A 23,862-nucleotide genomic window follows, 5' to 3' on the forward strand; every position below is an offset into this window, starting at 1 on the left:
TTTTAGTTCTCTTGCGTACCTGTTATTGCGCGTCGAACGCCTGGCCATTGATGCCGGCACTGTCCGGCCCCATCAGGTACAGGTACACCGGCATGATCTCTTCCGGAGCAGGCCGCTCCATCGGGTTTTCCCCTGGATACGCCTGGGCGCGCATGCTGGTGCGCGTGCCACCGGGGTTGATACTGTTGGAGCGTACCGCGGCCACATCCTCAAGCTCATCGGCCAGGGTTTGCATCAAGCCCTCAGTCGCAAACTTCGACACGCCATAGGCGCCCCAGTAAGCCCGACCCTTGCGCCCAACGCTGCTGGAGGTGAACACCACCGACGCATCCTGGGACAGCTTGAGCAGCGGCAACAAAGTGCTGGTCAGCATGAACATCGCGTTGACGTTCACGTGCATCACCCGCATGAAATTCTCACCGGACAACTGCTCGATCGGCGTACGTGGGCCGATGATCGAGGCGTTGTGCAGCAGGCCGTCGAGGTGGCCGAACTCCTTTTCGATCATCGCGGCCAGCTCATCGTATTGATGGGGCAGGGCGGTCTCCAGGTTGAACGGGATCACCACCGGTTGCGGCTGGCCTGCGGCTTCGATTTCGTCATACACCTGGGCCAGGTTGGCTTCGGTCTTGCCCAGCAACAGCACGGTGGCGCCGTGGGCGGCGTAGGTTTTTGCCGCCGCCGCGCCAATCCCGCGACCGGCGCCGGTCACCAGGATCACCCGGCCTTTGAGCAGTTCTGGACGTGCAGAGTAATCAAACATAAACAACCTCGACAGAATTCACAGAAGATCCATTTCGCCCATCAGCAACTGCACAGCGCGTTATCCAGCACCTTGCGCAGTTCCAGCGGGTGATCCACCACCACATCGGCGCCCCAGTGGCGCGGGTTGTCGTCCGGGTGGATATAGCCGTAGGTGACCGCTGCGGTGCGGGTGCCGGCGTCGCGGCCGGACTCGATATCGCGCAGGTCATCGCCCACGAACAGTACGCTGGCCGGGTCCAGGTCGAGCATCTTGCACGCCAGGATCATCGGCTCCGGGTCCGGCTTGCTGTTCTTCACGTGATCCGGGCAGATCAGCAGCGCCGAGCGCTCGGCCAGGCCCAACTGCTGCATGATCGGTTCGGCAAAACGCAGGGGTTTGTTGGTGACTACGCCCCAGACCAGCTTGGACTTCTCGATGTCTTCCAGCAGCTCGGCCATGCCGTCGAACAGTTTGCTGTGGACCGCGCAGCCTTTGAGGTAGCGCTCGAGGAATTCCTGGCGCAGCTCCTCAAAGCCTGGGGATTCCGGGTCCATGGAAAAGGTCACGGCCACCATCGCCTTCGCTCCGCCGGAAATTTCATCGCGGATGTGCTGCGGGTTGATCGGCGCCAGGTCGCGGTCGGCACGCATGGCCTGGCAGATGGCGATAAAGTCCGGCGCGGTATCCAGCAGGGTACCGTCCATGTCGAAGAGAACCGCTCGCAACTTCACAGGCTCACTCCTCGCGCAGGGTCTGGATCATGTAGTTGACGTCAACGTCGTTGGCCAGCTTGTAATGCTTGGTCAGCGGGTTGTAGGTCAGGCCGATGATGTCCTTGACGGTCAGCCCGGCCTGGCGGCTCCAGGCGCCCAGCTCGGACGGGCGGATGAATTTCTTGAAGTCATGGGTGCCACGCGGCAGCAGCTTCATGATGTATTCGGCGCCGATGATCGCGAACAGGTAGGCCTTGGGGTTGCGGTTGATAGTGGAGAAGAACACCTGGCCACCCGGCTTGACCATGCGGTAGCAGGCGCGGATCACCGAGGACGGGTCCGGCACGTGTTCGAGCATTTCCAGGCAGGTGACCACGTCGAACTGCTCGGGCATTTCTTCGGCCAGGGCCTCGGCGGTGATCTGGCGGTATTCCACGCTCACGCCGGATTCCAGCTGATGCAGCTGGGCCACGGCCAGTGGGGCTTCGCCCATGTCGATGCCCATCACGGTGGCGCCGCGCTGGGCCATGGCTTCGCTGAGGATGCCGCCGCCGCAGCCCACGTCCAGCACCTTCTTGCCAGCCAGGTTGACGCGTTCGTCAATCCAGTTGACCCGCAGCGGGTTGATGTCGTGCAGCGGCTTGAACTCGCTCTCGCGGTCCCACCAGCGGTGGGCCAGGGCTTCGAACTTGGCGATTTCGGCGTGGTCGACGTTGCTCATGGTGAATCCTCTAAATCTGATAAATCGTTGAGTCAGTCTTGAACACAGGGGTTCAAAACCTTCGTTATTCGTGGTGCCCGCTGATGCGTTGGCCCCAGGCAATGGCCGTGGCGGTCAACTGTTGTTCATCCATGCGGGTCAATTGCCGGTCGTCGAGCAACTGCTTGCCGGCGACCCAAAGGTGTTTCACGCAATCGCGTCCGGTGGCATATATAAGCTGTGAGACCGGATCATAGATCGGTTGTTGCGCCAGCCCCGACAGATCGAAGGCGACGATATCTGCCGCCTTGCCAACTTCCAGCGAGCCAATTTCGCTTTCCAGGCCCATGGCCCGTGCACCGTTGAGGGTGGCCATGCGCAGAGCGCGATGGGCATCCAGCGCGGTGGCCGAACCGGCGACAGCCTTGGCGAGCATCGCTGCGGTGCGGGTTTCACCCAGCAGGTCGAGGTCATTGTTGCTGGCGGCGCCGTCGGTGCCGATGGCCACGTTCACACCAGCCTGCCACAGCCGCTCCACCGGGCAAAAGCCGCTGGCCAGTTTCAGGTTGGATTCCGGGCAGTGAATGATGCTGGTGTTGCTTTCTACCAGCAAAGCCAGGTCATCCTCGCTGATTTGGGTCATATGAACGGCCTGGAAGCGCGGGCCCAACAGCCCGAGGCGACTCAGGCGAGCTAATGGCCGTTCGCCAGTCTGCTCGACGGCTTGCTGCACTTCAAAGGCGGTTTCGTGAACGTGCATGTGGATAGCAGCGTCCAGCTCTTCGGCGATTACGCGGATTTTCTCCAGGTTGTCGTCGCACACGGTGTAGGGCGCGTGCGGGCCGAAGGTGATCTTGATGCGTGGGTGGTGCTTGAGGTCGCCGAACAGCTCGACGCCCTGGCGAATCGCCTCATCGGCGGTGCTGGCACCGGGGATCGGGAAGTCCAGGATCGGGATCGCAATCTGCGCGCGCATGCCACTGTTGTGCACACAGTCACTGGCGACCTTGGGGTAGAAGTACATGTCGGAGAAGCAGGTGATGCCGCCCTTGAGCTGTTCGGCGATGGCCAGGTCGGTGCCGTCGCGCACGAAGGCTTCATCGACCCACTTGGCCTCGGCGGGCCAGATATGTTTTTCCAGCCAGGTCATCAGCGGCAGGTCGTCGGCCAGGCCGCGAAACAGGCTCATCGCCGCATGCCCGTGGGCGTTGATCAGGCCGGGGCTGAGCAGCATGCCGGGCAGTTCGCGTACTTCGTTGGCCGAAAGCTTCAACGCTGCGGCCCGTGGGCCGATGAACGCGATGCGCCCGTCGCGGATGCCCAGCCCGTGTTCCTTGAGCACCACGCCAGCGGGTTCGACGGGTACCAGCCAGGTTGGCAGCAACAATAAGTCGAGCGGGGCGGCAGTGGCGGTCATCGCAGGCTTCTTCCCAGGCAGCTATAAAAGAAGGGCGAAGTATACCCGAGCGTCCTGGCTGGCGGATCGCTATAATCGGCGGCTTTGTTTATGAGTGCGGAGTAAGGGATGCGCGATCGACTGTTGGCAGCGGAGAAAGTGAAGGCCATCGATTGGCGTGATGGCGCGCTGTACCTGCTCGATCAGCGTGCCTTGCCGTCCCGGGAAAGCTGGGTGGCCTGCGTGACGGTCGATGAAGTGGCGGCCGCCATTCGTTCGATGGTGGTGCGCGGTGCGCCGGCTATTGGCATCAGCGCCGCGTATGGCCTGGTGCTGGCGGCCCGTGAGCGCATCGCCGAGGGTGGTGACTGGCAGGCCCGCGTGGGAAGAAGACTACGCACTGCTGGCCGATGCCCGACCCACCGCGTCGAATCTGTTCTGGGCGTTGAAACGCATGCGCGACCGCCTGGATCGTGTCAAAAAGCACGCCGATCCGCTGGCGGTGCTGGAAGCAGAAGCCATCGCCATCCATGAAAGTGATCGCGAAGCCAACCTCACCATGGCCCAACTGGGCGTCGAGCTGATCCGCAAGCACCAGGGCAATGCCCAGGCCATTCTTACCCACGGTAACGCAGGCGCCCTGGCGACCGGCGGCGTGGGGACGGCGCTCGGGGTGATTCGTGCGGCTTATCTTGAGGGCATGGTCGAGCAGGTCTACGCCAATGAAACCCGGCCTTGGCTGCAAGGTTCGCGGCTGACCGCCTGGGAGTTGGCGGGCGAGGGCATCCCGGTGACGGTGAATGCCGATTCGGCCGGCGCGCACATCCTCAAGACCAAAGGCGTGACCTGGGTGATCGTCGGCGCCGATTGCATTGCCGCCAATGGCGATGTGATCAGCAAGATCGGCACCTACCAATTGGCGGTGTGTGCGATGCACCACGGTGTACGTTTCATGGTGGTGGCGCCGAGTTCGACCCTGGACCTGATGATGGCCACGGGTGATGACGTCGCCCTGGAAGAGCGCGATACCGGCGAGTTGCTGGAAGTCGCCGGCCAGCGTTTTGCTGCGGATGTGAGCGCCTACAACCCGGTGTTCGACGTGACCCCGGCCGACCTGATCGACGTGATCGTGACCGAAAAAGGCGTGGTCGAGCGGCCGGACACCGCCAAGCTGGCCAAGTTGATGTGCCGTAAGCGCCTGCATTAAGCCAATTCGTCATCAAAATTGGGCTTGGATCCAGCTCTGAGCCCCTCTCGTCGCCCTCAAGCCTGTCATCCGTCAACTTACTATGCTCCATGCGCATCAGGGGGATAGGTGCGTGGCGGCGATTGTGATAACATCCGGCGGTTTCCAGGGTTGCCCCGAGGGGTGGCCTATAACGTGCAGATCCGTGTCATAACTCGTTGATTTGTCGTAAGTCGTTGTCAGGCACTCTGCCGGCAGCGGCGAGCTTCGTTCGTCCCATATGGATGTGACGAGGTTTCACCCGAAAAAGGAATCAGGCTTCTCATGGGCGAACTGGCCAAAGAAATCCTCCCGGTCAATATCGAAGACGAGCTGAAACAGTCCTACCTCGACTACGCGATGAGCGTAATTGTCGGTCGGGCACTGCCTGATGCGCGCGATGGCTTGAAGCCCGTGCACCGGCGTGTGCTGTTCGCGATGAGCGAGCTGGGTAACGACTGGAACAAGCCGTACAAGAAATCTGCCCGTGTTGTCGGTGACGTGATCGGTAAGTATCACCCCCACGGCGACACTGCGGTGTACGACACCATCGTTCGGATGGCCCAGCCGTTTTCCCTGCGCTACCTGCTGGTAGACGGCCAGGGCAACTTCGGTTCGGTCGACGGCGACAACGCCGCGGCCATGCGATACACCGAAGTGCGCATGACCAAGCTGGCGCACGAGCTGCTGGCCGACCTGCATAAAGAAACCGTGGACTGGGTGCCGAACTACGACGGCACCGAAATGATCCCGGCCGTCATGCCAACCAAGATCCCCAACCTGCTGGTCAACGGTTCCAGCGGTATCGCCGTGGGCATGGCGACCAATATCCCGCCGCACAACCTCGGTGAAGTCATCGACGGTTGCCTGGCCCTCATCGACAACCCTGAGCTGACCGTCGATGAGCTGATGCAATACATCCCCGGTCCGGACTTCCCGACCGCCGCGATCATCAACGGTCGTGCCGGCATCATTGAAGCCTACCGCACGGGTCGCGGGCGCATTTACATGCGCGCTCGCTCGATGATCGAAGACATCGACAAGGTCGGTGGCCGCCAGCAGATCGTCATCACCGAACTCCCATACCAGCTGAACAAAGCGCGTCTGATCGAGAAGATCGCCGAGCTGGTTAAAGAGAAGAAGCTCGAAGGCATTACCGAGCTGCGCGACGAGTCCGACAAAGACGGTATGCGCGTGGTGATCGAGCTGCGTCGTGGCGAAGTGCCTGAGGTGATCCTCAACAACCTCTACGCCCAGACCCAGCTGCAAAGCGTGTTTGGTATCAACGTGGTTGCACTGATCGACGGCCGACCGCGCATCCTGAACCTCAAGGATCTGCTGGAAGCCTTCGTGCGTCACCGTCGTGAAGTGGTGACCCGCCGTACCGTGTTCGAACTGCGCAAGGCCCGCGAACGCGGCCACATCCTGGAAGGCCAGGCGGTTGCGCTGTCGAACATCGACCCGGTGATCGCACTGATCAAGGCTTCGCCAACCCCGTCGGAAGCCAAGGAAGCGCTGATCAGCACCCCTTGGGAATCCAGTGCCGTGGTGGCCATGGTTGAGCGTGCCGGTGCTGATTCGTGCCGTCCAGAGACCCTGGACCCACAATACGGCCTGCGCGAAGGCAAGTACTTCCTTTCCCCGGAACAGGCCCAGGCCATCCTGGAACTGCGCCTGCACCGCCTGACCGGCCTGGAGCACGAAAAGCTGCTGGCCGAGTACCAGGAGATCCTCAACCAGATCGGCGAGTTGATCCGCATCCTCAGCAGCGCTGTGCGCCTGATGGAAGTGATCCGCGAAGAACTGGAAGTGATCCGCGCCGAATACGGCGACGTGCGCCGCACCGAGATCCTCGATGCGCGCCTCGACCTGACCCTGGGTGACATGATCCCGGAAGAAGAGCGCGTGGTGACCATCTCCCACGGTGGTTATGCCAAGACCCAGCCATTGGCGGCGTACCAGGCCCAGCGTCGTGGCGGTAAAGGTAAATCGGCTACCGGCGTGAAGGATGAGGACTACATCGCTCACCTGCTGGTCGCCAACAGCCATACCACGCTGCTGCTGTTCTCCAGCAAAGGCAAGGTGTACTGGCTGAAAACCTACGAAATCCCGGAAGCGTCCCGTGCCGCCCGTGGTCGTCCGCTGGTCAACCTGCTGCCGCTGGACAGTGATGAATACATCACCACCATGCTGCCGGTCGAGGAATACACCGAAGGTCACTTCATCTTCATGGCCACCGCCAAAGGCACCGTGAAGAAGACCCCGCTGGAATCCTTCAGCCGTCAGCGCAGCGTGGGCCTGATCGCCCTGGAGCTGGACGAAGGCGATGTACTGATCTCCGCGGCCATCACCGATGGCGAGCGTGAAGTCATGCTGTTCTCCGACGGCGGCAAGGTCACGCGCTTCAAGGAATCCGACGTTCGCGCCATGGGCCGTACCGCCCGAGGTGTACGTGGCATGCGTCTGCCGGAAGGGCAGAAGCTGATTTCGATGCTGATCCCGGAAGAAGGCAGCCAGATCCTCACCGCTTCCGAGCGTGGTTATGGCAAGCGTACGGCCATCAGCGAGTTCCCGGAGTACAAGCGTGGCGGCCAGGGCGTGATCGCCATGGTCAGCAACGACCGCAACGGCCGTCTGGTCGGCGCGGTGCAGGTGCTCGACGGCGAGGAAATCATGCTGATTTCCGACCAGGGCACCCTGGTACGTACCCGTGTGGCTGAAGTGTCGAGCCTGGGCCGTAACACCCAGGGCGTGACCCTGATCAAGCTGGCCAAGGACGAAAAACTGGTTGGCCTTGAGCGTGTCCAGGAGCCTTCGGAAGTCGAAGGCGAAGAGCTGGAAGGTGAAGAGTTTGACGGCGAGGTGATCGCAGCCGGCGATGACAACGTCGACGAGCCGACCCTCGACGCTGCCGCAGATGAAGAAGAACCGCAGGAATAAGCGGACACACAGGGGGCGGATGAAGATTCGCCCCCTTGTTGTTTGTCCCTTCTGAAAGTATTGAAACACCTGTTTATTGCACCACCCCACCAGATCAGAGTGAGATTGGATGTGAGCAAGAGAGCCTATAACTTCTGTGCCGGTCCCGCGGCGCTTCCTGAAGCAGTCCTGCAGCGTGCGCAGGGTGAACTCCTCGACTGGCATGGAAAAGGCCTCTCCGTGATGGAAATGAGCCATCGCAGCGATGAGTTCGTGTCCATCGCCACCAAGGCCGAGCAGGACCTGCGCGACTTGCTGGACATTCCATCCAACTACAAAGTGCTGTTCCTGCAGGGCGGCGCCAGCCAGCAGTTCGCGCAAATTCCGCTGAACCTGTTGCCGGAAGACGGCACGGCTGACTATATCGACACGGGCATCTGGGGCCAGAAGGCCATTGAAGAGGCCTCTCGTTACGGTCACGTCAATGTCGCAGGCACCGCCAAGCCGTACGACTACTTCGCCATTCCCGGTCAGAACGAGTGGAAGCTGTCGAAGGACGCTGCCTACGTGCACTACGTTGCGAACGAAACCATCGGCGGCCTGGAGTTTGATTGGGTGCCGGAGGTCGGTGACGTGCCGCTGGTGTGCGACATGTCCTCGGACATCCTTTCGCGTCCTATCGATGTCTCCAAGTACGGCATGATCTACGCCGGCGCGCAGAAGAACATCGGCCCGAGCGGCATCCTGGTCAACATCATCCGCGAAGACCTGCTCGGTCGCGCCCGTTCGCTGTGCCCGACCATGCTCAACTACAAGGTCGCGGCCGATAACGGCTCGATGTACAACACGCCGCCGGCGTTTGCCTGGTACCTCTCCGGCCTGGTGTTCGAGTGGCTGAAAGAGCAGGGCGGTGTGGCCGCCATGGGCAAGCTCAACGAAGTGAAGAAGCGCACCCTGTACGACTTCATCGACGCCAGCGGCTTGTACAGCAACCCGATCAACCTGACTGACCGCTCGTGGATGAACGTGCCGTTCCGCCTGGCTGACGATCGTCTGGACAAGCCATTCCTGGCCGGTGCCGACGAGCGCGGCCTGCTCAACCTCAAGGGCCACCGCTCGGTGGGTGGCATGCGCGCCTCCATCTACAACGCCGTCGACATCCACGCGATCAACGCGTTGGTTGCCTACATGGCAGAGTTCGAAAAGGAACACGGCTAATGTCTGAGCAAGAACTCAAGGCCCTGCGCGTACGCATTGACAGCCTGGACGAGAAAGTCCTGGAGCTGATCAGTGAGCGTGCGCGGTGTGCCCAGGAAGTGGCACGGGTGAAGATGGCGTCCCTGGCCGAAGGCGAAGTGCCGGTGTTCTACCGGCCCGAGCGCGAAGCCCAGGTGCTCAAGCGCGTGATGGAGCGCAACAAAGGCCCACTGGGTAATGAAGAGATGGCGCGGTTGTTCCGTGAAATCATGTCTTCTTGCCTAGCACTGGAGCAGCCGCTGAAAGTGGCTTACCTCGGCCCCGAAGGTACCTTCACCCAGGCGGCGGCCATGAAGCACTTCGGCCACGCGGTGATCAGCAAGCCAATGGCGGCGATCGACGAAGTGTTCCGCGAAGTGGCGGCCGGTGCGGTGAATTTTGGCGTGGTGCCGGTGGAAAACTCCACCGAAGGCGCGGTCAACCACACGCTGGACAGCTTCCTTGAGCACGACATGGTGATCTGCGGCGAAGTCGAGTTGCGCATCCACCACCACCTGCTAGTGGGCGAGAACACCAAGACCGACAGCATCAGCCGTATCTACTCCCACGCCCAGTCCCTGGCCCAGTGCCGCAAGTGGCTGGACGCGCACTACCCGAATGTCGAGCGCGTGGCGGTCTCCAGCAACGCCGAGGCGGCCAAGCGCGTCAAGGGTGAGTGGAACTCGGCGGCCATCGCCGGTGATATGGCGGCGGGCCTGTATGGCCTGACGCGTCTGGCTGAGAAAATCGAGGACCGCCCGGACAACTCCACGCGCTTCCTGATGATCGGCAGCCAGGAAGTGCCGCCAACGGGCGACGACAAGACGTCCATCATCGTCTCCATGAGCAACAAGCCCGGCGCGCTGCATGAGCTGCTGGTGCCGTTCCACGATAACGGGATTGACCTGACGCGCATCGAGACTCGTCCTTCGCGCAGCGGTAAATGGACTTACGTGTTCTTTATCGACTTCATCGGCCACCACCGCGACCCACTGGTCAAAGGTGTGCTGGAGAAAATCAGTCAAGAAGCCGTGGCACTCAAGGTGCTGGGCTCTTACCCGAAAGCGGTTCTGTGAGGCTTTAACATGAGTGGCAACTTCCTCGCCCTGGCGCAGCCGGGCGTGCAACAACTGTCGCCTTACGTTCCGGGCAAGCCTGTGGACGAGTTGGCGCGTGAGTTGAACCTGGATCCGGCGAACATCGTCAAGCTGGCGAGTAACGAAAACCCGCTGGGCCCGAGCCCAAAAGTGTTGGCGGCGATTCGTGAAGAACTGGCTGAACTGACCCGCTACCCCGACGGCAACGGCTTTGCCCTGAAGTCACTGCTGGCGGAAAAATGTCGGGTCGAGCTGAACCAGGTCACCCTGGGCAACGGCTCCAACGACATTCTTGAGCTGGTTGGCCGTGCGTATCTGGCGCCGGGCTTGAATGCGGTGTTCAGCGAGCACGCGTTTGCGGTCTATCCGATCGTGACCCAGGCGGTCGGCGCTGATGCGCGCGTTGTTCCTGCGAAGGATTGGGGTCACGACTTGCCGGCCATGCTGGCGGCCATCGACGCCCAGACCCGCGTGGTGTTTATCGCCAACCCGAACAACCCGACCGGCACCTGGTTCGACGCGCAAGCGCTGAACGACTTCCTGCAAGATGTGCCGGAACATGTGCTGGTCGTGCTGGACGAGGCCTACATCGAATACGCTGAAGGCAGTGATTTGCCGAACGGCCTGGATTTCCTGGCGGCGTACCCGAACCTGCTGGTTTCGCGCACGTTCTCCAAGGCGTATGGCCTGGCGTCGCTGCGGGTCGGCTATGGCCTGTCCACCGCCGTGGTGGCCGATGTGCTGAACCGTGTGCGCCAACCGTTCAACGTCAACAGCCTCGCCTTGGCGGCGGCCTGTGCGGCGGTGAAGGATGCCGAGTACCTGGAAGAAGGTCGTCGTATCAACGAAAGCGGCATGCTGCAACTGCAGGAAGGCTTCCGTGAGCTGGGCCTGGGCTGGATCCCGTCCAAGGGCAACTTCATTTGTGTCGACCTCGGCCAAGTGGCTGCGCCGGTGTTCCAGGGCCTGTTGCGCGAAGGCGTGATCGTGCGTCCGACTGCCAACTACGGCATGCCGAACCACCTGCGCATCACCATCGGCCTGCCAGCAGAAAACGCCCGCTTCCTGGAGGCGCTGGCCAAGGTTCTGGCCCGTGGTTGATGTCACTGCATTGCAACCTGCTGTGCCTATGATCGGTCGCCTGGTGGTGGTCGGTCTGGGGTTGATCGGCGGCTCCTTCGCCAAAGGCCTGCGTGAAAGCGGGCTGTGTGGCGAAGTGGTCGGTGTGGACCTGGACCCGCAATCGCGCAAGCTGGCGGTTGAGTTGGGCGTGGTCGATCGTTGTGAGGCGGACCTGGCGCTCGCGTGCCAAGGCGCAGACGTGATCCAACTGGCCGTGCCGATCCTGGCCATGGAGAAATTGCTCGCCGTGCTGGCGGGCATGGACCTGGGCCAGGCGATCCTGACAGACGTCGGCAGTGCCAAAGGCAATGTGGTGCGCGCGGCGCAACTGGCCTTTGGTGGTATGCCGGCGCGCTTCGTACCGGGCCATCCGATTGCCGGCTCCGAGCAGAGTGGGGTAGAGGCGTCCAATGCGCAGCTGTTCCGTCGCCATAAAGTCATCCTGACGCCGCTTGCGCAAACCGATCCGGCTGCGTTGGCGGTGGTGGATCGTTTGTGGCGTGAGCTGGGCGCGGATGTCGAACATATGCAGGTCGAGCGCCATGACGAAGTGCTGGCCGCGACCAGTCATCTGCCGCACTTGCTCGCATTTGGCCTGGTGGACTCCCTGGCCAAGCGCAACGAGAACCTCGAGATTTTCCGCTACGCCGCCGGTGGCTTCCGTGATTTCACGCGGATTGCCGGCAGCGACCCGGTGATGTGGCACGACATCTTCCTCGCCAATCGCGAAGCGGTGTTGCGCACCCTGGACACCTTCCGCAGCGACCTCGACGCCTTGCGCGACGCAGTTGATGCTGGAGATGGCCATCAATTATTGGGCGTGTTCACCCGTGCGCGGGTGGCGCGTGAGCATTTCAGCAAGATCCTGGCGCGCCGGGCCTACATGGAAACCGCTGTGAACGCTGATGAGTTGACCTTCCTCGCCGAACCGGGTGGCCGCTTGAGCGGAAGTATTCGGGTGCCGGGCGATAAGTCGATCTCCCATCGTTCGATCATGCTGGGTTCGTTGGCTGAGGGTGTGACTGAGGTCGAAGGTTTCCTTGAAGGCGAAGATGCCCTGGCGACCTTGCAGGCGTTTCGCGACATGGGCGTGGTGATTGAAGGCCCGCACCATGGGCGCGTGACCATTCATGGCGTGGGGCTGCATGGCCTGAAGCCGGCGCCGGGGCCGATTTACCTGGGTAACTCCGGTACTTCCATGCGTTTGCTGTCCGGTTTGCTGGCAGCGCAGAGCTTTGACAGTGTGCTGACCGGCGATGCGTCCTTGTCCAAGCGCCCGATGAGTCGTGTAGCCAAGCCGCTGCGGGAAATGGGCGCGGTGATCGAGACGGGACCGGAAGGGCGTCCGCCGCTGACCATTCGGGGTGGCCAGTCGTTGAAAGGCCTGGCTTATGCAATGCCGATGGCCAGTGCCCAGGTCAAGTCCTGCCTGTTGTTGGCTGGGTTGTACGCTGAAGGTAAAACCGCGGTGACCGAGCCTGCGCCGACCCGTGACCACACCGAGCGCATGTTGCGTGGCTTTGGTTATCCGGTGGCGGTGGAGGGCGCGACGGCGTCGGTGGAGTCCGGTCATGCGCTGACGGCTGCCCATATAGAAGTGCCGGGGGATATTTCTTCTTCAGCGTTCTTTTTGGTGGCAGCTTCGATTGCCGAGGGTTCTGAGTTGCTGCTGGAGCATGTGGGCGTTAATCCCACGCGCACCGGCGTGATCGATATCCTGCGGCTGATGGGCGCGGATATCACCCTGGAGAACCAGCGTGAGGTGGGTGGTGAGCCTGTCGCGGATCTGCGCGTAAGAGCGGTAGCGTTGAAAGGGATCGAGATTCCTGAAGCGCTGGTGCCGTTGGCGATCGATGAGTTTCCGGTGTTGTTCGTCGCGGCGGCTTGTGCCGAGGGACGAACGGTGTTGCGTGGCGCTTCAGAGCTGCGCGTGAAGGAGTCCGATCGTATCCAGGTCATGGCCGATGGTCTGCTGGCGTTGGGCGTGAAGTGTGAACCGACCCCTGATGGGATTATCATTGAGGGTGGCCCGATGGGCGGTGGCGAGGTGCATGCCCATGGTGATCACCGGATTGCCATGGCGTTCAGCGTGGCTTCCCTACGGGCGGCGGCGCCGATTCGTATCCGTGACTGCGCCAATGTTGCTACGTCTTTTCCGAATTTTCTTACACTGTGTGCCCACGTCGGCATCCGTGTTGCCCAAGAGGCTCAATTGTGAATATCAAAGCACCGGTGATTACCATCGACGGGCCAAGCGGCTCGGGCAAAGGCACGATCGCCGGCATCCTGGCCAAGCGCCTGGGCTGGTGCCTGCTGGATTCCGGCGCGCTGTACCGCCTGCTGGCATTCGCCGCACGCAACCATGGCGTCGACCTGACCAACGAAGAATCCCTGAAGCTGCTGGCCGCGCACCTTGATGTGCAGTTTGTCGGCGCGACGGAAGGTCATCCCCAGCGCATCATCCTCGAAGGGGACGATGTGACGGATGACCTGCGCAACGAACAGGTCGGCTCCTGGGCTTCCCAGGTTGCCGCGCTGCCGGCCGTGCGTGATGCGCTGCTGCAGCGTCAGCGGGCTTTTCAGGAGCCGCCGGGCCTGGTGGCCGATGGTCGTGATATGGGTACCGTGGTGTTTCCCGAGGCGCCCTTGAAGATTTTCCTGACCGCCAGCGCCGAGGAGCGGGCTCGCCGCCGCTACTTGCAGTTGAAGGGCAAAGTCGATGGTGTTAGTCTGTCGAGTCTGCTAGATGAGATCCGTGCACGCGATGAGCGTGATACCCAGCGCGCAGTAGCCCCGCTCAAGCCGGCGGCTGATGCTATACAGCTGGATTCCACGGAGTTGTCCATCGAGCAGGTGCTGGAACGCATCTTGAGTGAAATCGCCATTCGCGATATCGCCGGGTGATCAAGAAGGCCGCAGGGGACCAGTCATAGTCCTGCGGTGGCTTCTTTTAACTGAAACTGACCCACACCGTCTGGGGTGTGGAGATGGGCGTATTCTTCGCCCTTATCAACAGGAATTAAAATGAGCGAAAGCTTTGCGGAACTCTTTGAAGAAAGCCTAAAAACCCTGAACCTTCAGGCAGGCTCCATCATCACCGGTGTTATCGTTGATATCGATTACCAAGCTCGCTGGGTAACCGTTCACGCTGGTCTGAAGTCTGAAGCTCTGATCCCGCTGGAACAGTTCTACAACGATGCTGGTGATCTGACAATCAATGTCGGTGACGAAGTTCACGTTGCTCTGGACTCGGTTGAAGACGGTTTCGGTGAAACCAAGCTGTCCCGTGAAAAAGCCAAGCGCGCTGAATGCTGGATTGTTCTCGAAGCAGCCTTCGCAGCTGAAGAAGTGGTCAAGGGCGTTATCAACGGTAAGGTTAAAGGCGGCTTCACTGTCGACGTTAACGGCATCCGTGCGTTCCTGCCAGGTTCTTTGGTCGACGTTCGTCCTGTGCGCGACACTACGCACCTGGAAGGCAAAGAACTCGAATTCAAGGTCATCAAACTCGACCAGAAGCGCAACAACGTTGTCGTTTCCCGTCGCAGCGTCCTGGAAGCAGAGAACTCCGCCGAGCGTGAAGCTCTGCTGGAATCCCTGCAGGAAGGCCAACAAGTCAAAGGTATCGTCAAAAACCTCACCGATTACGGCGCATTCGTCGATCTGGGTGGCGTGGATGGCCTGCTGCACATTACCGACATGGCTTGGAAGCGTATCAAGCATCCTTCCGAAATCGTCAACGTTGGCGACGAGATCGATGTCAAGGTTCTGAAATACGATCGCGAGCGCAACCGTGTTTCCCTGGGCCTGAAGCAACTGGGTGAAGATCCATGGGTTGCTATCAAAGCCCGTTACCCAGAAAGCACTCGCGTTACCGCGCGTGTTACCAACCTGACCGACTACGGCTGCTTCGCTGAGCTGGAAGAAGGCGTGGAAGGCCTGGTACACGTTTCCGAAATGGACTGGACCAACAAAAACATTCACCCTTCGAAAGTCGTACAAGTCGGCGACGAAGTGGAAGTTATGGTTCTGGACATCGACGAAGAGCGTCGTCGTATCTCCCTGGGCATCAAGCAGTGCAAATCTAACCCATGGGAAGATTTCTCTGGCCAGTTCAACAAGGGCGATAAAATCTCCGGCACCATCAAGTCGATCACCGATTTCGGTATCTTCATTGGTCTGGACGGCGGCATCGACGGCCTGGTTCACCTGTCCGACATCTCCTGGAACGAAGTGGGCGAAGAAGCTGTTCGTCGTTTCAAGAAGGGCGACGAACTGGACACCGTTATCCTGTCGGTTGACCCAGAGCGCGAGCGCATCTCCCTGGGTATCAAGCAACTGGAAAGCGACCCGTTCTCTGAATACGTTCAGGACAACGACAAAGGCGCAATCGTTAAAGGCATCGTGAAAGAAGTTGACGCTAAAGGCGCCATCATCACTCTGGCCGACGATATCGAAGCGACTCTGAAAGCCTCCGAAATCAGCCGTGACCGCGTTGAAGACGCGCGCAACGTTCTGAAAGAAGGCCAGGAAGTAGAAGCCAAGATCATCAGCGTTGACCGCAAGAGCCGTGTAATCCAGCTCTCCATCAAGTCGAAAGACGATGCTGAAGAGAAAGAAGCCATCCAAAGCTTGAAAGACAAGCCTTCGGATAGCATCGCTGCTGGTCCTACCACTCTGGGTGACCTGTTGCGTGCACAAATGGAAAAACAGAACTAAGTTCTGTCAGACCATAGAAAAAGGGCGACTTCGGTCGCCCTTTTTTGTGCCTGAAATTCGTTGAATCAACAACCGAGAACCAAGGCGTACAGCTCAGTGTCAGAACTGGCTATAGTCTTAAGAAAAAAGCGTTCTAGTGTTTTAGCTTCAGTAAGGATTTGAATGAACAGGCTTATCGTAATACTCGCCGTGGTGGTGCTTGCAGGCTGCTCCACCACCAGCGCCAAGACCCATGCCAAACGCGGCGTGAGCGGCATCGAGATCGACTGCTCAGGGCTGGGCAACAACTGGCAGAAGTGCGAAAAGCGCGCCGCCCGAGAGTGCAAGATGCAAGGCTACAAGGTTATCACCAAGTCCAGTGACGCCAAGGACGAAGAGGGCGACTACCTGTTCGGCTGGAACCCTGCCGGTGCAGTAACACGGACGATGCTGGTGATCTGCAATTGAGCGCATAGCGCGTTCGATACGGGTGTTTATTCCGCCAGCAGATAAGTTTATGCATGGGCTGTTCAAATTCATCAAGTCATGCTAAAACCTTCGAAGCGCTTTTCCTAGCTGCTTGAAAAAGAAGGGAAAAATATGACGAAGTCGGAGTTGATTGAACGAATTGTCACTCATCAAGGGCTGCTCTCATCCAAGGATGTGGAGTTGGCTATCAAGACGATGCTTGAGCAAATGTCCCAATGCCTGGCCACTGGTGATCGGATTGAAATTCGTGGATTTGGGAGTTTTTCGCTGCACTATCGTGCGCCCAGGGTTGGTCGAAATCCTAAAACTGGGCAGTCGGTGAGTCTGGACGGGAAGTTCGTGCCTCATTTCAAACCGGGAAAAGAGTTGAGGGATCGAGTGAATGAAGACGAAGATATCGAGGGTTAAATCGCCAGAGGGGTTAGGTTGGTTTATAGAGCTATGGGGCGAAAGTCAGTCGTTGAATGATTGAAATTTTATATGTTCAGGCGTTCTTGGTTCTGTCAGATAGGGTGTGAAATAAAATCACTGCTTATGCATATGATGAAAATGTATCTGTATGAATGAAGTTTCAGTGGGCCATTCGCATTTTGGCTTTATTAAATAAAGGATTATGCGATGAGAGCTACGATCCCTAGTTTTTCGCTATTTGGCACCGTTGGTTTTTTTTTGCTTTATCCGTTTTTTTTCTTCTATCAAGTGTCAATCGCAAAAGGTTATATCCCTCCTGTTTTAGGTGGGTACTTCCGGTATGCCGTGGCGGCGGTTTTCATTGCTTCATTGTTTTTTATCGCGAGTAATGCGAAGAAAAATAGAATAGTTTGGGCGGATCTAAATTTTATTCTATTTGTCGGTTATTTTTTTTCTGTGGTATGTATAAATGAGTTGCTAGAAAGCGAAAGCCAGTATTTTACATGGCATCTAGGGCAAGTCCTCCAGTTGTTGACAGTGTTTATGGTCTTTCGATCGTTAGATGTGGACTCGTTGATGCTGAAGCGAGCGCTGTTTGTCGCGGTCATATTAATGAGTTCTAGTGTATTTTATTTTTCGGAAAATGGTTTTTTTTATTTGAAGGGGCATAGTCTTAATAGTTCGTATGTCTCGACATATCAAGAGTTTGCAAATGCATACATGCTTTCGGTGATGCTTCTGGTCGCGTGTCTTAGGCGTGGTTGGACAAGGCTGGCGATCTACATCATAGCAGTTCCTAGCTTATATCTAAATGGATCCAGAAGTGAGCTTATTGCGTTGATTTTGTTCGTTATGCTCTATGAGATTGTTTTGGCTAAGCATAAATGGAGGGTGCTATTCTGGGTTGGTCTAGCATGCGCTGCTGTTGTTATCGGGATTTATTTTTTTGGTGATTACATGCCAAAGAATAGAGTGCTTTATTTGGCGGCCCCGGCGAGTGATGGATCGATCAGGATGAGAACCGATATGGCAGTTAATGCACTGGATATCGTCGCAGACTCACCGCTGTTTGGGAATTATGGGGATTATAAAGTCGGTGAGTATGCTCATAATATAATTTCCGTTTGGGTAGACTTGGGGTTGATAGGTCTGGTTATATATTTGGGCATGATTATCTCGGCATTCTATAAGTCCGCCTGTGCAGCGTTATTTTACTGGGGAGGCGAGCGGAGAGTTGCGTTGATACTCTCAATGCTCGCAGTGGCGATATTGTTGGTGCTAACAAGCAAGTATTTTTCTTATAATATGATAGCGGCGGCATTAGGCCTGTTCTCAGGCTATAAGGTCCTGCAATCACGGCGTTCTATCTAAGCATGACCGTTTCTTGGGCCGATGTGTTGGGCCAATTAGAGTCGAGCTATCAGTCTTGTGGGCTTCAAGCACAAGCGCAAAGCGGTCAAGTATGCATCGACGGGCTATTCAATCTTGTAGTCGCTATGAGTCTGTGAGCGACCAATCCATTCTCCCCTCTGCCTCTGCCTCTGCCTCAGCTGTAGGGCTCCCGCGTCTCGTCGTGAACTATCTCTTTGGTTTCAGCCCCGCCTTTACGAGTGGCTTCTCGTTTGATGGCGGCACCTTGATGTGTTGCACACGTCCAGAGGGATGGGCGGTAGAACGGGTCATGTTTAGGTCATTTTTTGAATTTTGATGGGGTTCTCATTCTGTATATATTAGAATGAAACCCTTGAAGGAGCGTCTAGGTTGAGGCTGAGCATGTGTAGGATTTATCGACCTTTACCCACAGGGGTAAATCTGCGTTACAAAGTCGGCTGAAATCAATTTATCGCTTCGTTTAAAAATTAGGGAGTTTGAGCTGATGGTAGATGTTAAGCAAAATAGCATCGCGAAGTATTCAAGTAAAGAAGCCGTCATAGGGATTGTCGGCCTTGGGTATGTGGGATTGCCCCTGATGCTGCGTTACAGTTCTATTGGATTTCGTGTTGTTGGCATAGATATAGATGACATAAAAGTCAAAAAGTTGAATGCCGGGCAAAGCTATATTGAACATATATCAGAGGCTAAAATAGCCGAGGCTTTGACCAACGGATTTGAAGCGACATCGGATTTTTCAAGAATAAAAGAGTGTGATGCAATAATCCTATGCGTTCCAACGCCATTGAATAAATATCGGGAACCCGATATGAGTTATGTGATCAATACCGCCGATGCCATCAAGGGACACGTACGGGTTGGTCAGGTAGTATCTTTGGAGAGCACTACCTATCCGGGAACCACAGAAGAAGAACTGTTGCCGAGAATTCAGGAGACAGGACTAATAGTCGGCGAAAATATATTTTTAGTTTATTCGCCCGAGCGCGAAGACCCTGGTAACCCTGACTTTGAGACACGCACAATTCCAAAAGTGATCGGCGGGCACACGTCGTCATGCCTAGAGGTTGGCGTTGCCCTTTATGAGCAGGCTATCGATAGGGTTGTTTCAGTTAGCTCTACAAAAGCGGCGGAAATGACTAAGCTCTTGGAAAATATTCATCGCGCCGTGAATATTGGTCTCGTGAATGAGATGAAGATTGTTGCGGATAAAATGGGCATTGATATATTTGAAGTTGTCGATGCCGCCGCGACTAAACCATTCGGATTTACTCCGTATTATCCAGGGCCCGGCCTCGGTGGGCACTGTATTCCCATAGATCCCTTTTACCTTACATGGAAGGCGCGTGAATATGGCTTGCACACAAGGTTTATTGAGCTCTCTGGGGAGGTAAATAAAGCAATGCCCGAATATGTTATGGGCAAGCTGATGGACGGCTTGAACGAGTCGGGTAAGGCGCTAAAGGGAAGCAGAATTCTTTTGTTGGGCATCGCATACAAAAAAAATGTCGATGATATGCGCGAATCTCCGTCCGTTGAGATCATGGAATTGGTTCGAAACAAGGGGGCTCAGGTTTCTTATAGTGACCCGCATGTGCCGGTTTTCCCAAAAATGCGAGAGCATCATTTTGATTTGGCAAGTACAGTTCTCACGGCAGAAACGATTTCATCATATGATGCGGTAATCGTTGCGACAGATCACGATAGCTTTGACTATGAGCTAATTTGCAATAATGCAAAACTTATTGTTGATAGCCGTGGTAGATATAGAGAAGCACAGACTCATATCATTAAAGCTTAGTAGGGAGTTATTCGATATTATGCGTTTTTCATTGATTGGTGCCGCTGGTTACATTGCCCCTCGTCATATGAAAGCTATCAAAGATACTGGAAATATTCTAGTGTCTGCTTATGATATAAATGATTCAGTAGGCATCATTGATAGTATTTCTCCTGATAGCGATTTTTTTACGGAGTTTGAGCGTTATTTGGACCACGCCTACAGCCTGAAACGCGACACAAACAAAGCTTTGGATTACATTTCAATTTGCTCGCCTAATTATCTTCATCAATCCCATATCGCGGCTGCATTGCGCTTGGGGTGCAATGCGATCTGTGAAAAGCCGTTGGTGCCTACGCCGCAGAATCTGGACGAGTTGGCAATATTGGAGGCGGAGACAGGAAAGAAAGTTTTCAATATTCTCCAGCTGCGTCATCACGATGCGATCCTGGGGTTGAAGCGGAAGGTCGAGGCGGGTGGCGATAAGGTATATGACGTCGAATTGACCTATATTACTTCTCGAGGGAAGTGGTACATGGAAAGTTGGAAGGGCGATCCTCGTAAGTCATTTGGTGTCGCCACTAATATTGGAGTGCATTTTTTTGACATGCTGCACTTTATTTTTGGTTCATTAAAGAAAAATGTTGTTCATTACAACTCTGCCCATAAAGCAGCTGGTTATCTGGAGTACGAGAAGGCCAGGGTAAAATGGTTCCTTTCTATCGATACAAATGACTTGCCCGATAGCGTAAAAGGAAAAAAATCGACTTATCGCTCTATCACTATTGATAGAGAAGAACTAGAGTTTTCAGAAGGTTTTACTGATCTCCATACCGTAAGTTATAAGGAGATTTTGTCCGGGCGGGGTTATGGTATAGAGGACGCAAGACACTGTGTTGAGACTGTCGATACAATCCGCAATTTGAGCCCTGTTTTACCCCGCGACGAAGAAGGCCACCCATTTATCGTGTCTTCAAAGCGGTGAGCGAATTATGAATTATACAGCTCATCCGTCTTCAATCATTGACCCTGGGGCGACTATTGGCGAAGGGTCGCGGATTTGGCACTTTGTCCATATTTGCTCAGGTGCAAGAATTGGTGCTGGTTGTTCACTCGGACAAAATGTGTTCGTAGGAAACAAAGTCTCCATCGGCGATGATGTCAAAGTACAAAATAATGTCTCAATTTACGATAATGTCACAATAGAAGATGGCGTTTTTTGCGGGCCAAGTATGGTATTCACCAATGTTTATAATCCCCGGTCGATGATTGAGCGCAAGAGTGAATACAGGGACACTTTGGTAAAGCGGGGGGCAACATTAGGCGCTAATTGTACGATCATCTGTGGTGTCACCATCGGAGAGTTTGCATTTGTTGGTGCTGGTGCCGTTATCAATCGCGATGTTCCTGCGTATGCTTTGGTCGTGGGGGTTCCCGCCCGGCAGATCGGTTGGATGAGCGAATTTGGTGAACAATTGAACCTTCCATTGAGCGGTACAGGTCAGGCGCGGTGTGAGCATACGAATAGTCTATATGTTTTGATTGATAATAAAATAATTAAGGAGGAGCGATAATGCTCGAGTTTATCGATCTGAAATCACAGCAGGCCCTTATTAAAGAGAAGATTGACAAAAATATTCAACGCGTCTTGGAGCATGGAAAGTATATACTTGGTCCGGAAGTTGATGAGCTTGAAGAAAAGTTGGCAGACTATGTGGGGGTTAAGTATTGCATTACTTGTGCTAATGGTACCGATGCTCTACAAATAGCACTGATGAGCCTTAACGTTGGTCCGGGTGACGAAGTAATCACACCCGGATTCACCTATATTGCGACTGCCGAGACGGTTGCGTTGCTGGGCGCAAAGCCAATATTCGTTGATGTCGACCCAAAAACGTACAACCTGGATGCCGCCTTGGTCGAGGCCGCTATTACGTCAAAAACAAAGGCAATTATTCCTGTGTCTTTGTTTGGTCAATGTGCTGATTATGATTCGATCAATGCAATTGCGGAAAAACATGGTCTCACCGTTATTGAAGATGCAGCACAAAGTTTTGGTGCTCTATATAAAGGTCGTCAATCTTGTGGACTGACCAGAATAGCATGCACAAGTTTCTTTCCGAGTAAGCCGCTCGGTGGATATGGGGACGGTGGTGCCATCTTTACAGATGATGAAGAGCTTGCAATCGTTATTCGACAAATTGCACGTCATGGTCAGGACCGTCGCTATCACCATATTCGTGTGGGTGTGAACAGTCGCTTGGATACACTGCAAGCTGCGATCTTGCTACCTAAGCTGGAAATATTTCCCGATGAGATGGTTCGTCGTCAGCATGTAGCCGCTCTTTACAATTCCGCGTTATCTTGCATTGATGGCGTTTCTTTTCCTTATGTTGAGAGCCACAATAAAAGCTCTTATGCACAGTATACGCTAACGTTTGACCATCGAGACGACATAAGAAATTGTTTGCAGAATAGTGGAGTTCCAACAGCGGTTCACTATCCTCTTCCGTTGAATAAACAGCCAGCAGTAAAGGATGGCTCGATATTACCAGTTGGGGATTTGCTTGCCCAGAGAGTCCTTAGCGTACCCATGCACCCCTACATGAGTGAAGATGATGTTGAAGCTGTTGTGAATGCAATCCGAGAAGCGCTTTGAAATACTATTTGAATAAAATGGTTGGCCTGAAAGGAGGTTTTTTGGCTTCAGTAGGCACCCTTGTGTTTGCTACTGCCATTGGTCAGGTTTTGGTACTAAGTATTACTCCGTTGCTAACCCGACTGTATACACCAAGCGATTTTGGGGTAATGGCTGTCTTTGTGGCCATTACTTCCATGATTTTAGTTGTTTCCAGTGGTCGCTATGAATTTTCGATCCCGTTGCCTGTCCTGGAGAGAGATGCACGGCTATTGTTGTTCGGAAGTTTATTAATAAATTTCGTATTTTTCCTCACGTGTTTCCTGATCGTAGCATTATTTTCAAGTGGGATTTCGACTTTAGTTGGAGTTGATAGCTTTTCAAGCTTTGCATGGTTGATTCCGTTAACGGTGCTCTTCTCTGGTGCTTACAAGGCGTATAACTACCTTTCTGTCAGGCAACAAAATTATCAACGGATTGCTAAAACCAAAGTTATCCAAAGCTTTTCGAGTGTTGTTGTCCAGGTTTTTGGTGGATTAATAAGTCAGGGGCCTTCAGGCTTGTTGATTGGTCAAATGCTAGGGCAGGCAGCAGGAACATTCCAGCTTGCGAAAAGCACAAGTGTTTATGATTATGCAATTAGCAAAGTACGGTATTTAAGGCTGCTTTTACTCTTAAAGCGCTACCGACGCTTCCCGCTATATGATGCGCCTGCGGCATTTATTGATACATTGAGCACTCAGCTACCTAATTTAGTATTGGCCACATTGTTTGGTCCTGTTGTCGCCGGCTCTTATATGCTTGCAGAGCGAGCCCTCTCAATGCCCGCGAATTTGGTCGGCCAAGCGTTTGGACAAGTTCTGTTTGGAACGGTGAACGCCCAGAAAAGCGAGGGGAAATTTTATAGCACAACTCTCCGGGCCGTCATGCTTCTCGGTGGGCTGGCCGTTTTCCCTACCATCATATTTTTCTTTTATGCAAGTCCAATTTTCTCAGTAGTATTCGGAGATACCTGGACGCTCGCAGGCGATTACGCTAGCTGGATGATTGTGGGAGTGGCCTTTCAGTTTGTATACTCGCCACTCTCCATGACTTTACTTGCGACTGATGGTCAGAAAGTCAATTTGATGATTCACGTTGTGATGCTCACCTCCAAGATGGGGGTTTTAGCGGTCGGTAATAGTCTCGGCGACCCCTACATAACAATTGTCGGATTTTCGATTGTCAGTGCAGTGGGTTATTTCATTGCGATTTTTGTTGTCTTGAATCATGTGGCAAAAAATGCACATGTATTGAAGAGAAGCTAA

Annotated in this window: 19 protein-coding genes and 1 pseudogene; 16 read left to right on the forward strand and 4 right to left on the reverse strand. The window is 55.5% G+C overall.

Translation table 11 applies throughout. The features are described 5' to 3' along the window. Positions 1 to 22: 22 nt before the first annotated feature. The 4 genes from AYR47_RS15340 to AYR47_RS15355 all read right to left on the reverse strand — a co-directional run bounded on the left by AYR47_RS15340 (position 23) and on the right by AYR47_RS15355 (position 3,575). Positions 23 to 763, reverse strand: a complete 741-nt coding sequence (locus AYR47_RS15340; RefSeq protein ID WP_016975315.1) for a YciK family oxidoreductase — start codon at positions 761 to 763, stop codon at positions 23 to 25. A gap of 41 nt (positions 764 to 804) precedes the next feature. Continuing rightward, positions 805 to 1,476, reverse strand: coding sequence for an N-acetylmuramic acid 6-phosphate phosphatase MupP (gene mupP, locus AYR47_RS15345; protein ID WP_033902529.1), 672 nt, complete (start codon positions 1,474 to 1,476; stop codon positions 805 to 807). Between the two features lie 4 nt (positions 1,477 to 1,480). Next, positions 1,481 to 2,179: a bifunctional 2-polyprenyl-6-hydroxyphenol methylase/3-demethylubiquinol 3-O-methyltransferase UbiG gene (gene ubiG / locus AYR47_RS15350; RefSeq protein ID WP_033902528.1), complete on the reverse strand. Its 699-nt coding sequence runs from the start codon at positions 2,177 to 2,179 to the stop codon at positions 1,481 to 1,483. A gap of 64 nt (positions 2,180 to 2,243) precedes the next feature. Next, positions 2,244 to 3,575, reverse strand: coding sequence for a TRZ/ATZ family hydrolase (locus AYR47_RS15355; RefSeq protein WP_061435762.1), 1,332 nt, complete (start codon positions 3,573 to 3,575; stop codon positions 2,244 to 2,246). Positions 3,576 to 3,683: 108 nt separating this feature from the next. Here AYR47_RS15355 and mtnA point away from each other — a divergent pair. The 16 genes and pseudogenes from mtnA (at position 3,684) to AYR47_RS15435 (ending at position 23,862) form a co-directional block, all read left to right on the forward strand. Then, a pseudogene (gene mtnA, locus AYR47_RS15360) lies at positions 3,684 to 4,761 on the forward strand (S-methyl-5-thioribose-1-phosphate isomerase). Between the two features lie 303 nt (positions 4,762 to 5,064). Beyond that, on the forward strand, positions 5,065 to 7,719 hold the full coding sequence (gene gyrA, locus AYR47_RS15365) for a DNA gyrase subunit A (protein WP_005786294.1): 2,655 nt from the start codon (positions 5,065 to 5,067) through the stop codon (positions 7,717 to 7,719). 111 nt (positions 7,720 to 7,830) lie between these two features. Continuing rightward, the gene (gene serC / locus AYR47_RS15370) at positions 7,831 to 8,916 is read left to right on the forward strand and encodes a 3-phosphoserine/phosphohydroxythreonine transaminase (protein WP_016975319.1); all 1,086 of its coding nucleotides are present in this window, start codon (positions 7,831 to 7,833) and stop codon (positions 8,914 to 8,916) included. Continuing rightward, positions 8,916 to 10,010 (forward strand): prephenate dehydratase, encoded by a 1,095-nt coding sequence (pheA, locus tag AYR47_RS15375; RefSeq protein WP_003172650.1) that lies wholly within the window; start codon positions 8,916 to 8,918, stop codon positions 10,008 to 10,010. Before serC ends, pheA begins: the two co-directional genes overlap by 1 nt. A gap of 9 nt (positions 10,011 to 10,019) precedes the next feature. Beyond that, a complete protein-coding gene (hisC, locus tag AYR47_RS15380) occupies positions 10,020 to 11,132 on the forward strand; it encodes a histidinol-phosphate transaminase (RefSeq protein ID WP_061435764.1) in 1,113 nt (370 codons plus the stop codon). A gap of 28 nt (positions 11,133 to 11,160) precedes the next feature. Next, entirely contained in the window at positions 11,161 to 13,371 is a 2,211-nt protein-coding gene (locus AYR47_RS15385) for a bifunctional prephenate dehydrogenase/3-phosphoshikimate 1-carboxyvinyltransferase (protein ID WP_061435765.1), read from the forward strand. After that, a complete protein-coding gene (gene cmk / locus AYR47_RS15390) occupies positions 13,368 to 14,057 on the forward strand; it encodes a (d)CMP kinase (protein ID WP_003172653.1) in 690 nt (229 codons plus the stop codon). The genes AYR47_RS15385 and cmk overlap by 4 nt, the downstream gene beginning before the upstream one ends. 120 nt (positions 14,058 to 14,177) lie before the next feature. Further along, on the forward strand, positions 14,178 to 15,869 hold the full coding sequence (gene rpsA / locus AYR47_RS15395; RefSeq protein WP_012722933.1) for a 30S ribosomal protein S1: 1,692 nt from the start codon (positions 14,178 to 14,180) through the stop codon (positions 15,867 to 15,869). Between the two features lie 162 nt (positions 15,870 to 16,031). Continuing rightward, positions 16,032 to 16,316: a hypothetical protein gene (locus AYR47_RS15400; RefSeq protein ID WP_061435767.1), complete on the forward strand. Its 285-nt coding sequence runs from the start codon at positions 16,032 to 16,034 to the stop codon at positions 16,314 to 16,316. A 132-nt stretch (positions 16,317 to 16,448) separates the two neighbouring features. Continuing rightward, positions 16,449 to 16,745: an integration host factor subunit beta gene (ihfB, locus tag AYR47_RS15405; protein ID WP_061435769.1), complete on the forward strand. Its 297-nt coding sequence runs from the start codon at positions 16,449 to 16,451 to the stop codon at positions 16,743 to 16,745. A gap of 210 nt (positions 16,746 to 16,955) precedes the next feature. Next, positions 16,956 to 18,119, forward strand: a complete 1,164-nt coding sequence (locus AYR47_RS15410) for an O-antigen ligase family protein (RefSeq protein ID WP_061435771.1) — start codon at positions 16,956 to 16,958, stop codon at positions 18,117 to 18,119. A 505-nt stretch (positions 18,120 to 18,624) separates the two neighbouring features. Further along, on the forward strand, positions 18,625 to 19,938 hold the full coding sequence (gene wbpA / locus AYR47_RS15415) for a UDP-N-acetyl-D-glucosamine 6-dehydrogenase (RefSeq protein ID WP_061435773.1): 1,314 nt from the start codon (positions 18,625 to 18,627) through the stop codon (positions 19,936 to 19,938). Positions 19,939 to 19,954: 16 nt separating this feature from the next. Next, positions 19,955 to 20,902, forward strand: coding sequence for a Gfo/Idh/MocA family oxidoreductase (locus tag AYR47_RS15420; RefSeq protein WP_156487850.1), 948 nt, complete (start codon positions 19,955 to 19,957; stop codon positions 20,900 to 20,902). A gap of 7 nt (positions 20,903 to 20,909) precedes the next feature. After that, entirely contained in the window at positions 20,910 to 21,491 is a 582-nt protein-coding gene (locus AYR47_RS15425) for an acyltransferase (protein WP_061435776.1), read from the forward strand. Then, positions 21,491 to 22,576 (forward strand): DegT/DnrJ/EryC1/StrS family aminotransferase, encoded by a 1,086-nt coding sequence (locus tag AYR47_RS15430; protein WP_061435777.1) that lies wholly within the window; start codon positions 21,491 to 21,493, stop codon positions 22,574 to 22,576. The genes AYR47_RS15425 and AYR47_RS15430 overlap by 1 nt, the downstream gene beginning before the upstream one ends. Next, complete coding sequence (locus tag AYR47_RS15435) at positions 22,573 to 23,862, forward strand: lipopolysaccharide biosynthesis protein (RefSeq protein WP_156487799.1); 1,290 nt, start codon at positions 22,573 to 22,575, stop codon at positions 23,860 to 23,862. Before AYR47_RS15430 ends, AYR47_RS15435 begins: the two co-directional genes overlap by 4 nt.

The sequence above is a fragment of the Pseudomonas azotoformans genome, from assembly GCF_001579805.1.
Taxonomy (GTDB): domain Bacteria; phylum Pseudomonadota; class Gammaproteobacteria; order Pseudomonadales; family Pseudomonadaceae; genus Aquipseudomonas; species Aquipseudomonas azotoformans_A.

Excerpts from the sequence above, each read along its gene's own strand:
- AYR47_RS15340 (WP_016975315.1), bottom strand. The coding sequence starts at position 763 with ATGTTTGATTACTCTGCACGTCCAGAACTGCTCAAAGGCCGGGTGATC.
- ubiG (WP_033902528.1), bottom strand. The coding sequence starts at position 2,179 with ATGAGCAACGTCGACCACGCCGAAATCGCCAAGTTCGAAGCCCTGGCC.
- AYR47_RS15355 (WP_061435762.1), bottom strand. The coding sequence starts at position 3,575 with ATGACCGCCACTGCCGCCCCGCTCGACTTATTGTTGCTGCCAACCTGG.
- gyrA (WP_005786294.1), top strand. The coding sequence starts at position 5,065 with ATGGGCGAACTGGCCAAAGAAATCCTCCCGGTCAATATCGAAGACGAG.
- pheA (WP_003172650.1), top strand. The coding sequence starts at position 8,916 with ATGTCTGAGCAAGAACTCAAGGCCCTGCGCGTACGCATTGACAGCCTG.
- hisC (WP_061435764.1), top strand. The coding sequence starts at position 10,020 with ATGAGTGGCAACTTCCTCGCCCTGGCGCAGCCGGGCGTGCAACAACTG.
- AYR47_RS15385 (WP_061435765.1), top strand. The coding sequence starts at position 11,161 with ATGATCGGTCGCCTGGTGGTGGTCGGTCTGGGGTTGATCGGCGGCTCC.
- rpsA (WP_012722933.1), top strand. The coding sequence starts at position 14,178 with ATGAGCGAAAGCTTTGCGGAACTCTTTGAAGAAAGCCTAAAAACCCTG.
- AYR47_RS15400 (WP_061435767.1), top strand. The coding sequence starts at position 16,032 with ATGAACAGGCTTATCGTAATACTCGCCGTGGTGGTGCTTGCAGGCTGC.
- ihfB (WP_061435769.1), top strand. The coding sequence starts at position 16,449 with ATGACGAAGTCGGAGTTGATTGAACGAATTGTCACTCATCAAGGGCTG.
- AYR47_RS15410 (WP_061435771.1), top strand. The coding sequence starts at position 16,956 with ATGAGAGCTACGATCCCTAGTTTTTCGCTATTTGGCACCGTTGGTTTT.
- wbpA (WP_061435773.1), top strand. The coding sequence starts at position 18,625 with ATGGTAGATGTTAAGCAAAATAGCATCGCGAAGTATTCAAGTAAAGAA.
- AYR47_RS15425 (WP_061435776.1), top strand. The coding sequence starts at position 20,910 with ATGAATTATACAGCTCATCCGTCTTCAATCATTGACCCTGGGGCGACT.
- AYR47_RS15430 (WP_061435777.1), top strand. The coding sequence starts at position 21,491 with ATGCTCGAGTTTATCGATCTGAAATCACAGCAGGCCCTTATTAAAGAG.